General features: G+C 70.5%; 11 protein-coding genes. 5 read left to right on the forward strand and 6 right to left on the reverse strand.

Features of this window, described 5'->3' with window-relative positions; all coding sequences use genetic code 11:
* Positions 1-57 precede the first annotated feature (57 nt).
* From D7W79_RS30025 to D7W79_RS30040, 4 genes are all read right to left on the reverse strand, one after another.
* Positions 58-969, reverse strand: coding sequence for a hypothetical protein (locus D7W79_RS30025; protein ID WP_120528807.1), 912 nt, complete (start codon positions 967-969; stop codon positions 58-60).
* Between the two features lie 113 nt (positions 970-1,082).
* Positions 1,083-1,502, reverse strand: a complete 420-nt coding sequence (locus D7W79_RS30030; protein ID WP_120528808.1) for a YciI family protein — start codon at positions 1,500-1,502, stop codon at positions 1,083-1,085.
* 75 nt (positions 1,503-1,577) lie between these two features.
* Complete coding sequence (locus tag D7W79_RS30035; protein ID WP_120528809.1) at positions 1,578-1,859, reverse strand: hypothetical protein; 282 nt, start codon at positions 1,857-1,859, stop codon at positions 1,578-1,580.
* Between the two features lie 9 nt (positions 1,860-1,868).
* On the reverse strand, positions 1,869-2,618 hold the full coding sequence (locus D7W79_RS30040; RefSeq protein WP_120528810.1) for an SDR family oxidoreductase: 750 nt from the start codon (positions 2,616-2,618) through the stop codon (positions 1,869-1,871).
* A gap of 98 nt (positions 2,619-2,716) precedes the next feature.
* On the opposite strand from D7W79_RS30040, the gene D7W79_RS30045 reads away from it, so the two are divergent.
* Both D7W79_RS30045 and D7W79_RS30050 read left to right on the forward strand, forming a co-directional pair.
* Complete coding sequence (locus D7W79_RS30045) at positions 2,717-3,622, forward strand: AraC family transcriptional regulator (protein ID WP_120528811.1); 906 nt, start codon at positions 2,717-2,719, stop codon at positions 3,620-3,622.
* Positions 3,623-3,727: 105 nt separating this feature from the next.
* Entirely contained in the window at positions 3,728-4,315 is a 588-nt protein-coding gene (locus tag D7W79_RS30050; RefSeq protein WP_120528812.1) for a regulatory protein RecX, read from the forward strand.
* Positions 4,316-4,395: 80 nt separating this feature from the next.
* Here the strand turns inward: D7W79_RS30050 and D7W79_RS30055 are convergent, their stop codons facing one another.
* Entirely contained in the window at positions 4,396-6,846 is a 2,451-nt protein-coding gene (locus D7W79_RS30055; protein WP_147442126.1) for an acylase, read from the reverse strand.
* 181 nt (positions 6,847-7,027) lie between these two features.
* Here D7W79_RS30055 and D7W79_RS30060 point away from each other — a divergent pair, with 181 nt between their 5' ends.
* The 3 genes from D7W79_RS30060 (at position 7,028) to D7W79_RS30070 (ending at position 11,002) form a co-directional block, all read left to right on the forward strand.
* Positions 7,028-8,005 carry a YybH family protein gene (locus D7W79_RS30060; RefSeq protein ID WP_158617082.1) on the forward strand — a complete coding sequence of 326 codons (978 nt, stop codon included), beginning with the start codon at positions 7,028-7,030 and terminating at the stop codon, positions 8,003-8,005.
* Positions 8,006-8,161: 156 nt separating this feature from the next.
* Complete coding sequence (locus tag D7W79_RS30065; RefSeq protein WP_120528815.1) at positions 8,162-9,610, forward strand: glycoside hydrolase family 6 protein; 1,449 nt, start codon at positions 8,162-8,164, stop codon at positions 9,608-9,610.
* A 36-nt stretch (positions 9,611-9,646) separates the two neighbouring features.
* Entirely contained in the window at positions 9,647-11,002 is a 1,356-nt protein-coding gene (locus D7W79_RS30070; RefSeq protein ID WP_120528816.1) for an alginate lyase family protein, read from the forward strand.
* 80 nt (positions 11,003-11,082) lie between these two features.
* Here the strand turns inward: D7W79_RS30070 and D7W79_RS30075 are convergent.
* A partial coding sequence (locus D7W79_RS30075) for a hypothetical protein (protein WP_120528817.1) occupies positions 11,083-11,885 on the reverse strand: 803 nt, incomplete at its 5' end.

The following is an 11,885-nucleotide window of genomic DNA, read 5'->3' on the forward strand; positions in this document are numbered from 1 at the left end:
CGGGTGGGACGGGGAGGCGCCAGCGGGCCTCCTCCCATGGTCAGCAGGCGGGGAGGTTCAGCGCGTTGCGGCCTGCGTCACCGGCCGGCCGATGGAGATGCGCCCCTGCTCCAGCGGCTTCGGATGGAAGGCGTCGCGAGGACCGAACTGGAACCCCGTGGGGGCGCCTCGGGCATCCACCTGGAAGTAGATGGCGCCCGGGCCCACGCCGCCGCAGGTGGGCGTCTGACCGGGCTGGTACGCGCGCGGGTCGTAGTCCTTCGCTCCCGGCCCGCAGCCCGCGTAGCTCCGCACGGCCTTGAGCGGCAGCACGGAGGCGCCCTCCGCCGCGTGGTGTTTCAGGTTCGACGCGTCGAGCACCGGCACCGAGTAGACCGCGGGCGTGCCGTCGCTCGCGGGCGACACCTGCTTCGCGGTCCCCATCACCAGCAGGATGTGGCCGGTGTCCTTGTTGAGGCCCCTGGCGCTCTTGCGTGTCTGGAGGTGACTGGCGCTGCACCAGTCCCCCAGGCACCACGCGATGATGTCCCCGGGCCGCACCTGCCGCAGGTCCGTCACCGCCGTGAAAGCCGCGCTCGGGGCCGGCGCCGCGCCCAGGCCGTGGAACCAGGCCTCCCAGACGAAGGCCCGGGGCCAGTTCCACTTCGTCTCGCGCGGGAACCGCTCCGTCTTGAACTTCATCACCGCCGCGTACTGCGTGGGCAGCACCTTGCCCACGAGGTAGCTCACCCAGCCCGAGCAGTCCGTGTACGCCGTCCAGCCGTCCTCCCGCCGCTGGATGAGCGGCTGGCCATCCGGCGCCTGCGTGTACGCGTAGCTCGTCTGGGTGAGGCCGTTGTTGATGGCCTGCGCGGTCTCCAGCAAGGGCCTCACCCCCGGAGGCAGCTCCGAGGGCGAGGCGGCCCACGCGAAGCCGCCCACGCAGAGGATGCAGACCGCAGTGAGCGTCTTCGCCGGGTGTCGAGCCATCACTCCCGGGAGTCGTAGCCGGAGTCGCCGTTCCGCACGATGACCTCGCGGGACACCGGGAAGTAGAGGACAGCGCGCGTGTCGAACTCAGGACGGGGGAGGGGGCACGGGGACTACTTGAAGGTCTTGCTCCAGGTGGGGGCCACCTTCTCGATGAGCGCCACCAGCTCCGGCGGGATGTCGTCGGCGCCGGTGAGGGGACGGACCTCCATCACGTCGTCGTTGCCCATGCCACCCGGGTAGCGGCGGGCCCACTCGATGGCCTCCTCCTTCGACTTCACCTCCAGCACGTAGAAGCCGCCGATGAGCTCCTTCGTCTCCGCGTAGGGGCCATCCTTCACGGTGGACTTGCCGTCCTTGAAGACGACGTGCGCGCCCGGGGAGGGGCTGAGGCCCTCGGAGGCGATGAGCACGCCGGCCTTGTGCATCTCCTCGTTGAACTTCATCTGCGCGATGAAGACGGCCTCGTCGAAGGCGGCTTCCGAGTGCGTGGGCTCGAGAGTGGAAGGGCGGGGGATGAGCATGAAGCGCATGGGGACTCCTGGGGTGGGGGGCGTGGCTTACATCCCCACGACGAATGGCCGCGCCGTGGATCGACACGGGGAATTTCAGGAGGCGGGACGCCTGAAGCACACCAGTCCCACCTGCGTGTCCATCAGCACCAGCTCCCAACCCTCCTTGCCCAGGGAGACCAGGACGTTGTTGAGCGCGTCGGGGCCGGTGCGCAGGTCGAAGTCCGACGTCTTGCGGCAGAACTGCTGCCACTCACGAACCTGTTCGGGCTTCGTGAGCCGCTGGTGGATGGGACGCAGGTCGTCCTTCGCCCACGCGGACGTTCCGCCCAGGAACGTCAGCGTGAGACCGAGGGCCTTCATGAGGGAGGAGCGCATGCCTCCATCCTAGGTGCGTGTCCCGGCCATCTCCACCGCGTCCGCGCCGGCGGGCAGGCGGAGCGGAGCCGACGGGTCGTTCACCGCGCGCCAGATGGCCTCCGCCACGTCGAGCGACCGGGTGACCGGCCCTGAAGCATGCGCCGTCCTCTGCTCGAAGATGCTCCGCACGAAGCCGGCGTACGCCTCGGGGACGGTGACGCCCCGGGACTGTGCGTTCTGGGCGAAGGGCGTCTCCGGGGACCGTCCCGGAATCACCAGGCTCACCCGCACATTGAGGGGCTGGAGCTCCAGCGCCAGCGACTCCGTGAACGCGTTGAGCGCCGCCTTGCTCGCGGTGTAGACGGCGAGCAGCGGGAGCGGCTTGAACGTCGTGCCCGACGAGACGTTCACGATGTGCCCCGCCTTGCGCTGCCTGAACCCGGGCAGGAACGCGTGGGTCACGGCCATCGCGCCGAGGGTGTTCGTTTCGAAGGTGCTGCGGACCGTCTCCATCGAGGTGCCCTCGAAGACACCCATCAGGCCGACGCCCGCGTTGTTGACCAGCACGTCGATGGGACCGGCGGCCTCCACCAGCGCGTGGATGCTCTGGGGCTGGGTGACGTCGAGCGGGATCACGCGCAGGTGCTCGGAGCGGGGCAGCACGTCCTCGCGCGGCGTGCGCATCGTGGCGATGACCTTCCAGCCGCGCTCGAGGAAGTAGCGGGCGGTGTCGAGGCCGAAGCCGGACGAGCAGCCGGTGATCAAGATGGTCTTCATGGCGGTTCCTGTCAGTGCGGGTTCGGTGACAGGTATACGGAGCGCCATCCGGACCTGCTACAACAGGGAGTCCAGATTTCATTCGCAGGAGTCCGGCCATGGTGGATCCGCTCGCGGAGGTGGTCACGCTGCTCCAGCCGGGCGCCCCGTTCTCGAAGTTCGTCAGCGCCGCGGGCAAATGGCGGGTGCGGCGCGCGGAAGCGGGGAGGCCCTTCTACTGCGCGGTCCTCATGGGGCGGAGCCGCCTCGCGATCGACGGACGCGAGCCAGTGATCCTCGAGAAGGGGGACTTCGTCTTGATCCCCGCGGCGTTCGACTTCACGACGTCGAGCATCGAGCCGCCGAAGGGAAGGCATGAGACCCCGCGCATGGTGCTGCCCGATGGGGAGATCCGGAACGGCGATTTCCAGGGCCCGCCCGACGTCCGGATGATGGTGGGGTACTGCGCCTTCGCCTCTCCGGACGCGAGCCTGCTCGTCTCGCTCCTCCCCCAGTTCGTGCACATCCGCGGCGAGCAGCGGCTCTCCACGCTCGTGGAACTCGTGCGGGAGGAGTCCCGCGAACGGCGGCCCGCGCGCGAGGTCATGCTCGCCCGCCTCATGGAGGTGCTCCTCCTCGAAGCGCTCCGCTCCACGGCGCGCACCGAGGCGTCGCCGGGCCTGCTGCGCGGGCTCGCCGACGAGCGCCTGGCCGTGGCGATCCGCCGGATGCACGAGCACCCGACCCGGGCGTGGACCGTGGCGCAGCTGGCGAAGGAGGCCGCGCTGTCGCGTTCGGCGTTCTTCGAGCGCTTCAGCCGCGCGGTGGGCGTCACCCCGATGGAGTACCTGCTCGGCTGGCGCATGGCCAAGGCGAAGGACCTGCTGCGGCGCAAGAAGGAGATCACCGTCGCGGAGGTCGCGGAGCAGGTCGGCTACAGCTCCGCGAGCACCTTCAGCGTGGCCTTCACCCGCCACGTCGGACTGCCGCCCACGCATTACGCGCGGGAGCAGGTGGCGCCGTGACACGCCTCTTGAGAGCAACCGGGCGGACGGGCCCCGGGTGGGCACCCTGGAGGGACACCGGACGTGGCCCCATGGGTCGGACCCGGGTGGTAGAGCTGTCCCGCCATGGATGACACCACCGACAGGGACACCGAACGCCGACGGGAGCCTCGCAAGCCGAAGCCACCGCGGAAGGTGTCGCAGCGCTACCTGGAGAACGCGGCGCTGCACTACCTCAAGCGCTACGCGGCCACGGTGAGCCAGCTCAAGCGCGTGCTGATGCGCAGGGTGGACCGCTCCGTGAAGTTCCACGGCGGCGACCGCGCGGAGGCCGTGGGCTGGGTGGACGCGCTGGCGGAGAAGCTCATCCGCAACGGCCTCATCAACGACCGGACCTACGCGGAGACGCGCGTGCACTCGCTGCGCGCGTCCGGGCGCAGCGCGCGCGTCATCACCCAGAAGCTGCGCATGAAGGGCGTGGCGCCGGAGCTGGTGCAGGAGAAGCTGGCGGAGGCCACCCAGGACGTCTCCGAGGACGCCGCTGCCCGCATCTGGGCGCGCAAGAAGCGGCTGGGCCCCTTCCGGCGCGACCTCAGCACGCGCGCTGACCATCGTCAGAAGGACCTGGCGGCGCTCGCTCGCGCGGGCTTCTCCTTCGCCATCGCGAAGCGCGTCATCGACGGGACGGCGGAAGACCTGCCGCCCCGCGACTGACGCGCTCCGGAAGAAAACACAGCGGCCCGGCACCTTCCCTGAAGGCACCGGGCCGCGAAGGTCCCGCTGTCTGGCTTTGACTACTCCTGGAGGTGCGTGACGGTCAGCGCCGGGTCGGCGGCGATCTCCGCCTCCGTGTAGCGCCGGTCCACCCACTGCTTCTGGGAGAACATCGCCGTCTGGTCCGCGTACCAGGGCGAGGCCGGGTTGGAGGACTGCGAGTAGGTGAGCACGGACTTCGCCACGGGGCCCGCGTCCGTGAAGGACACGGCCATGACGAAGCTGGAGCCCAGGATGGGCTCATAGGTGTGGTCCGGCAGGAGCTGGTTGGCGATCTGGTTGAAGCAGCCCTCTTCGTGGCTGCAGCCGTGCACCGGGTAGAAGATGCCGTTCTTGCGCTTGCCCTGCACGGAGCCCGTCGTCGCATCCAGCGGGATGTTGCGCTCGCGCAGCGTGCGGATGGCGGTGCCCAGCGCCTGGGCCACCTGCGGGTTCAGCATGTTGAGCGTGCGCGGCGTGTTGACGGGGTCGTTCGCGTTGAAGGGCACCAGGTAGGGCCCGCCCGTGACGGCCACCGCGTTGAAGATGAACACGCGCCAGAGCAGCTCGCCCCGGCTGTCCAGGTCGCCCTTCAGGTCCCACGCGGCCAGCACGGGGCAGGCGGGGCGCAGGTCCTCGAAGGTGAGGTCCGGCATCAGCACGGAGGGCGTGCGGCGGCACAGCGCCACCGCGGCGTCGCGCAGCAGCTCGCCGGAGTGGTTGCGGTTGTTGAACATCACCGTCTGGAGTTGCTCCAGCGTGAAGCCCTGGCCCTCCAGGCCGTCCGTGCCCGCCAGGCGGCCCTGCACCATCTTCAGGCCCATGCGCGTGCGCAGGCTGCGCTGGTTCTTCTCACCGCCCAGGATGCGCGGGAAGCCGGTGAGCGGCTGGGCGGGGTTGGGCAGCCAGTAGCTGTCGTTGGAGTTGGTGACGTAGTCGGCGCGCTGGAGGCGCGGCAGGCTGCCGGGGCCGAAGATGCCCGGCTCCACCGCGTCCGCGTCGGTGCCCAGGGCGCAGTCGGAGCGCGAGCCGTCCAGCACCGGCAGCCCCGCGGACTGGAGCACCAGCAGCGGGATGGGGGACAGCACGCAGCGCAAGAGCTTCGCGTCGCTGACGTGCGGCACCACGCTCATGTCCGCGTAGTACGCGCGGCCCTGCGCGTCCGCGGCGATGGTGTTCACCCACGGGATGCCCTGCCAGGTGTCCTGCGCCGTGCGCAGCTGGTCCACGTTCGCCGCGCGGTCCATGGCGAAGAAGGCGTCCAGGAGGCGCAGGTTGGTGGCGTTGGCGTCGTGGAACGCGTAGCCGGTGAGGCCGTTCCACGTCATCAGGCCGGAGGGGTACTCCAGCATGGGGCCCAGGTGCGAGCGGTAGAAGGTGTGCTGGCGCGGCGTGAGCGACCCGTCCGCCTCCTTCGCCTGCACCGTGACGGTGCGGGTGGTCATCTCGCGGATCTGCCCGTCGTACAGGTACTTCGTGGGCGCGCCCGGGATGAGCTTCAGCTCGAACGGGGTGAAGCGGTACGCGGTGGAGACGGTGTGGCTCCAGGCCAGCGTCTCGTTGTGGCCAATCAGGATGGCGGGAACGCCCAGCAGGCTCACGCCGCTGACGTTGAGCTTGCCCGGCACGGTGAGGTGCGCCTCGTAGAAGCGCTCCGAGCCCTCCCAGGGGAAGTGCGGGTTGGCCAGCAACATGCCCTTGCCGTTGCGCGTGGCCTGCGCGCCCAGGCCGAAGGCGTTGCTGCCCAGGCCCAGCGCTTCGGAGCTCGGGAAGACCTTGCGGTCCAGCGACGCGGGCACGGGCAGCGGCTGCGGCAGCGTGCCGTCCGGCAGGAGCGACGGCGGCTTCGCGTCCACCAGCGCGTCCAGGAAGAACAGGGAGCTGGCGAAGAGGCTCAGCTGGTAATAGCGCAGGTACAGGTCGCGCTCGGTGATGGGGCGCACCCAGGCGGCGCCCCGGCAGCGCGGGTCCGTCAGCCCGTCCGCGCCGACCTCCGCCAGGTAGCGGTTGATGCCCGCCGTGTAGCCGCGCACCAACTCGCGCGCGTCCTGGGAGGGGCCCAGGGGCGGCGGCTTCGCCAGCAGCGTGTCCACCGTGCCGTCGTCGATGATGGCCTGGTAGAAGAAGTCGCTCTTGAGGTTGTTGTACTGGCTGCCCAGGGCCGCCAGGTACGTGCCGTCCGGCCCGAAGTAGCGCGCGCGCTGCGCGTTCACGGTCACCAGCGCGTCCATCAGTTCGCAGAAGTTGTCCTGCGCGAACGCGTAGCCGTAGCCGTAGCCCACGCCCGCGAAGTCGTCCGCGAGCACGTGGGGGATGCCGTGCGCCGTCCTGCGCACCGTGGCGGAGAGGCTGCCCGCCGCCAGCTTCACCGACGCCTTGGGACCTTCCGGCGCCGGGGGCGTCGCCGCGCGCGGCTCGCACGCCGTGGCGCACATCAGCGCCACCAGCGGCAGCACCCTGGCGCCGGCGGTTCTTCTGTTACGTCCAGCCATTCGAGGGATTCCTTTCACGGTGGGGAGAAATTCCCTTCTAATTGTAGAAACGCATGCTTCCTGGATCGCCCCCTCGCAAGCCGAGCGGAATTCCGTGTTTACGTGTATGGCTTGGGGCCACGGAGCCCGGGGTGCCAGCCATGGCGCGCGGGTCCGGTGTTTCACGAAAGGAAACCAGCACATGAAACGGATGTTCGCGGGCGCGCTCGTCGTCGCGGCGTTGGGGACCCTGGGGTGCGGTGGGGCGAAGGCCTCCGGGCCGGGCGCGGAGGCCGGCGCGAGCGCAGGCACGGCGCGGCAGTCAGTGGAGGATCTGCGCGCGGGGTTGCGGGCGGCGGATCAGGCCATGTCGGACGCGGCGGAGAAGTCCGGTTCCGCACAGGCGTTCGCGGACTTCGTCGCGGACGACGCGGTGCTGCTGGTGGACGGCGCGTACGCGCAGAAGGGCAAGGAGGCCATCCGCGCGTGGATGGCCGCGCATCCGCTGGAGGCGGAGGGCAAGGTGCGCTGGACGCCCGTGCGCTGGGACGTCAGCGCGGACGGGACGCTGGGGTACTCGCTGGGCAACGTGTCGGTGGAGTCGGGCGGCACGTCGGTGCGGCCGGCCGGGCGCTACCTCACCACGTGGAAGCGCCAGCCGGACGGGCAGTGGCGCGTGGCGGTGGCGGTGCACAACGCCTCCAAGACGGCGATGACGCCGCCCGCGGGCTTCACGCCGTCGTCCACGCTGCCGGCCCCGGAGCCGCGCGCGCTGGCGCCCGCGCAGGTGCTGGAGGAGGCGAAGGCCGCCGACCGCGCGTTCTCCGCGCAGTCCACGTCCGAGGGCATGGGCAAGGCCTTCACCGCCTGGGCCGCGCAGGACGCGGTGCTGCCGCTCGGGTCCGCCGGCATCTTCGGCCATGACGCCGTCGCGAAGGCCTACGCGCCGTTCACGCTCGACAAAATCGACCTGCGCTGGGAGCCGGTGCTGGGGGACGCGGCGGGCTCCGGCGACCTCGCGTACACGGTGGGCCGCGCCATCGCCACCGGCAAGGACGAGAAGGGCCAGCCGGAGGTGGACCACGTGAAGTACCTCACCGTCTGGCGCCGGCAGGCCGACGGCCAGTGGCGCTACGTCGCCGACGGCGGCAACTCCAGCCCCGGCGCTGAGGGGCCGTGACACATGCGTCGCGAGGGGCTTGTCCTGTCGTGGCTGGCCCCTCGCCGCGAATGTCTCAGCAATATTCCGACAATAGCTGAAATAGCTGCTTAGTCTTGTATTCCGGACTGATGCGCCGCATGAAGGATGCTCCCCCTGATGAGGAGTTCCCCCTTCATGCGTCCCCTCCGGTTCCTGCGTCGGCTGTCGCTTCCGTTCGTGCCGCTGCTCGTGCTCGCGGCCTGCGGTCCCTCCGAGCCCGTCACCCCCGAGCCTCCCGCGCTCACCGCGCAGGAGGCCGCGCTCACGGAGTTGCTCACCAACGGCAGCTTCAGCTCCGGCACCACGGCGCCGTGGTGGAACAACGCCAGCACGCAGTCGTCCGTGGAGAGCGGCAAATGGCGGGTGGACGTGGCCGCGAACACGGCCAACCCGTGGGACGCCATCGTCGGACAGAGCGGCCTGACGCTCACCGCTGGGAAGACGTACACGCTGGCGTTCACCGCCACCGCCACGGCCTCCATCACCGCGCGCGCCACCGTGCAGCAGGAGGTGGCGCCGTACGCGTCCACGCTCACGCAGACCTTCACGCTGGACGGCACGTCGCGCCGGTTCTCCTTTCCCTTCACGTCGTCGTTCTCCTCGGGCCAGGGGCAGGTGACGTTCCAGCTGGGCGGCCGCGCCAACGCCGTCACCGTGCGGCTGGATGACATCTCGCTCACCACGGAGAGCGGCACGGGCTCCGGCCCGGTGGCGATGACGAGCGGCTTCTACGTGGACCCCAACTCCAACCCGGCGGTGTGGGTGCGCAACAACAGCGGGGACGGCCGAGCGGCGCGCATCAACGCGTCCATCGCCTCGAAGCCCATGGCCCGCTGGTTCGGCAACTGGAGCGGCGACATCACCCAGGCGGTCTCCGGCTTCGTGGCCGCGGCGGACGCGGCGGACAAGCTGCCCGTGTTGGTGGCCTACAACATCCCCGGCCGTGACTGCGGCAGCCACTCCGGCGGCGGGGCTGGCAGCCCGGACGCGTACCGCGCCTGGATCTCCGCCTTCGCCGCGGCCATCGGCAACCGGCCCGCGGTGGTCATCGTGGAGCCGGACGGCGTCGCGCAGCTCGACTGCCTCCCCAACGACACGGAGCGCGCCACGCGGCTGAGCCTGCTGCGCTACGCCTCCGAGCAGCTGCGCGACCGCGCGACCAACACCTGGACGTACCTGGACGGCGGCAACGCGCACTGGATTGCCGCCGACACCATGGCGCAGCGCCTGGAGTCCGCGGGCGTGGGCAACGTGCGCGGCTTCTCAATCAACGTCTCCAACTTCTACCCCACGGCGGAGTCCACCACGTACGGCAACGCGGTGAACGCCGCGCTGAGCAGCCGCTACGGCTACACGCGGCAGTACGTCGTGGACACCAGCCGCAACGGCAACGGCTCCAATGGCGAGTGGTGCAACCCCGCGGGCCGCAAGCTGGGCGTCCCCTCGCAGACGGGCGGCGGCGCGGAGCTGCTCCTGTGGGTGAAGACGCCGGGGGACTCGGATGGCCAGTGCGGCATCGCCCCGGGCACGCCCGCCGGACAGTTCAGCCCGGACCTGGCCATCCGCCTTATCGACGGCACCTGATTCCCCACGCACCCCCTCTGGAAAGGAACCGACGACATGACGATGGATACACGGTGGCTGCGGGCCCTGGTGCTGGGCGTGGTGGTGGTCGGCACGGCCTGCGGGCCGGAAGGCGCGACGGATGAGGCGCTGTCCCAGGCGGAGGCGGAGGCCACGGCGCTGCCCACCGCGGGCGGCGGCATCTTCATCACGGCGGCGGAGTTGACCCGCGCGAGGACGCGGGCCACCGCCACGACGGAGCCGTACGCGGAGAACGCTCGCATCCTGAAGGGGCGCGCGGACGCGGCGCTGACGGCCACGCCCAGGCCGTTCCGGATGACGGATGTCTCCACCATCACGTACCACTGGTGCTCACCGGACACGGACGGCATCGACAACTCGCTGGCGGACGCGACGGGGAAGTTCACGGACGACGCGGACCGGATGCGCACGCTGGCGCTCCAGTACGCCGTCGGCGGAGACACGAAGTACGCGGCGCGCGCGGCGCTGTTCCTGACGACATGGGCGTCGCAGCACACGCCCGTGAACCTGCACGACCTGCACGTGGACTACGCGGCGGCGAAGCTGGATGGCCAGACGACGGACTACTGCTCCGACCGCCCGTGGAACTTCGCGCTGGACGGCGTGTTCCAGGCGTACGGCCTCATCAACGCCAGCGACGCGTACGTGCTGCTCAAGCGCAACGGCTACGCGCTCCCCGCCGCGGACGACGCGGCCGTGCGCGAGTGGCTGCGCAAGACGGCGGAGGCGGTCAACTCCAGCTTCCAGGCCTGGACGCGCTGGGCGGACGCGCACCCCACCTCCAGCGCCTTCACCCGCTACCGCTCCGACAACCACCTCAGCTGGGGCCTGGCGGGCCTGATGGCCGCGTCCGTGGCGCTGCAGGACACCGCGCTCGCGGGCTACGTGATGGACGGCACCGCGTGGACGGACCGTCGCAATGGCGCGTACGCGAACCCGTCCTTCATCAAGGACGTCATCAACCGCGCCATCGAGTCCGGCACGGGCACCGCCAACGAGGGCCGCGTCTACGAGGAGAAGATCCTCCGCGATCCGCCCATCGGCTATTCGCTCTTCCACCTGTGGGCCATGTCACTGGTCGCGCGCGGCGCGGAGGTGAACTACGCGCGGCCGGGCTTCTGGGACTACGCGGGCGCGGGCGGCGGCACCCTCCACAAGGCGTACACGCGCTACGCGGCCTTCATCCTGGGCGAGCGCGCCTCGCCCCAGGCCTCGGAAGGCCCTCCGAAGGACTACCGGTGGCTGTACGAGCTGGGCTTCACGAAGTGGCGGGAGGCGCGGCTGAAGAGCGTCATCCAGGTGGGCACGCGCAACCAGTACATCGTCCAGAGCATCGGCCCCGTGACGCTGGTGGTGGGCGAGACGCTCTAGCCTCCCCGGATGTGAAAACGCCTTCCCCGGCGCGATGGCTGGGGAAGGCGTTGGGGTGATGCGGGAGCCGCGCGCGAGCCCTAGCTGGACTCGCTCACGCTGAGGCGCCGGCTGGCGCCGCCGTTGCCCTTGCCCAGCGGCTGGGTGTGCTCCAGGTTCGTGCGCGCCAGGGCCTCGCGCTCTTCCTTCGTGTTCGCGGTGCGGTCCTTCTTCACGGTCATCACGCCGCCGCTGTCGTGCTTCTCCTGGGCCTGGGCGATGCTCTTCTTCAGGTCGCTGGCCTTCACCCAGTAGGCGCCGTTGACGGGGTCGCGCACGCGGTAGAGGTCGTCGTCCGTGCTCTTCGTCTTGCCCGGATTCACGCCGTCGATGGTGAGCCAGTGCAGCTCGCCGCTGTCCGGGCCCTTCTCGCCTTCCGCCAGGGTCGTGTTGAGCAGCGCGTTGGAGTCCACCAGCGCCAGCGCCATCTGCCCGTGCTTCAGCGCGCCGCTCAGCGCGTCCGTGTCGCACTCGTCGAAGCCGTTGGTGACCTTGATGCCCATGGAGCCCAGCACGGCGCCCATCTCGTCCGGGGTCGCGCCGTCATCCAGGTTCACCTGCACGCGGTCCTTCACGCCCGCCGTCTCCGACGTGGCCAGGGTGTCCGCCTTGTTGCGCACCTTCTCCCGGGCCTCCTGCTGCGTCAGCGGAACCTCCTCGTCGGCGCCGGCCTGCTCCAGGTAGGTGAGGGTGGCCTCCGCGCAGCCCTTCTTGCTCGTCTGCGCGACGGTCGTCTCCGGCGCCTTCCAGCCCTGCTCCTTCTGGGCCTCCGTCGCCAGGTTGGCGGGGACCGCGCTGGGCTGGGCCGTCGCGTCGGCGCCCGGGGGCGCGGGGGCGGCCAGGG

The organism is Corallococcus exercitus (assembly GCF_003611585.1).
GTDB lineage: Bacteria > Myxococcota > Myxococcia > Myxococcales > Myxococcaceae > Corallococcus > Corallococcus exercitus.

Bases quoted from the DNA above. Each gene is read 5' to 3' on its own strand.
- D7W79_RS30030 (WP_120528808.1), bottom strand. From the start codon at position 1,502: ATGCGCTTCATGCTCATCCCCCGCCCTTCCACTCTCGAGCCCACGCAC.
- D7W79_RS30065 (WP_120528815.1), top strand. From the start codon at position 8,162: ATGCGTCCCCTCCGGTTCCTGCGTCGGCTGTCGCTTCCGTTCGTGCCG.
- D7W79_RS30045 (WP_120528811.1), top strand. From the start codon at position 2,717: ATGGTGGATCCGCTCGCGGAGGTGGTCACGCTGCTCCAGCCGGGCGCC.
- D7W79_RS30040 (WP_120528810.1), bottom strand. From the start codon at position 2,618: ATGAAGACCATCTTGATCACCGGCTGCTCGTCCGGCTTCGGCCTCGAC.
- D7W79_RS30050 (WP_120528812.1), top strand. From the start codon at position 3,728: ATGGATGACACCACCGACAGGGACACCGAACGCCGACGGGAGCCTCGC.
- D7W79_RS30060 (WP_158617082.1), top strand. From the start codon at position 7,028: ATGAAACGGATGTTCGCGGGCGCGCTCGTCGTCGCGGCGTTGGGGACC.
- D7W79_RS30055 (WP_147442126.1), bottom strand. From the start codon at position 6,846: ATGGCTGGACGTAACAGAAGAACCGCCGGCGCCAGGGTGCTGCCGCTG.
- D7W79_RS30035 (WP_120528809.1), bottom strand. From the start codon at position 1,859: ATGCGCTCCTCCCTCATGAAGGCCCTCGGTCTCACGCTGACGTTCCTG.
- D7W79_RS30070 (WP_120528816.1), top strand. From the start codon at position 9,647: ATGACGATGGATACACGGTGGCTGCGGGCCCTGGTGCTGGGCGTGGTG.
- D7W79_RS30025 (WP_120528807.1), bottom strand. From the start codon at position 969: ATGGCTCGACACCCGGCGAAGACGCTCACTGCGGTCTGCATCCTCTGC.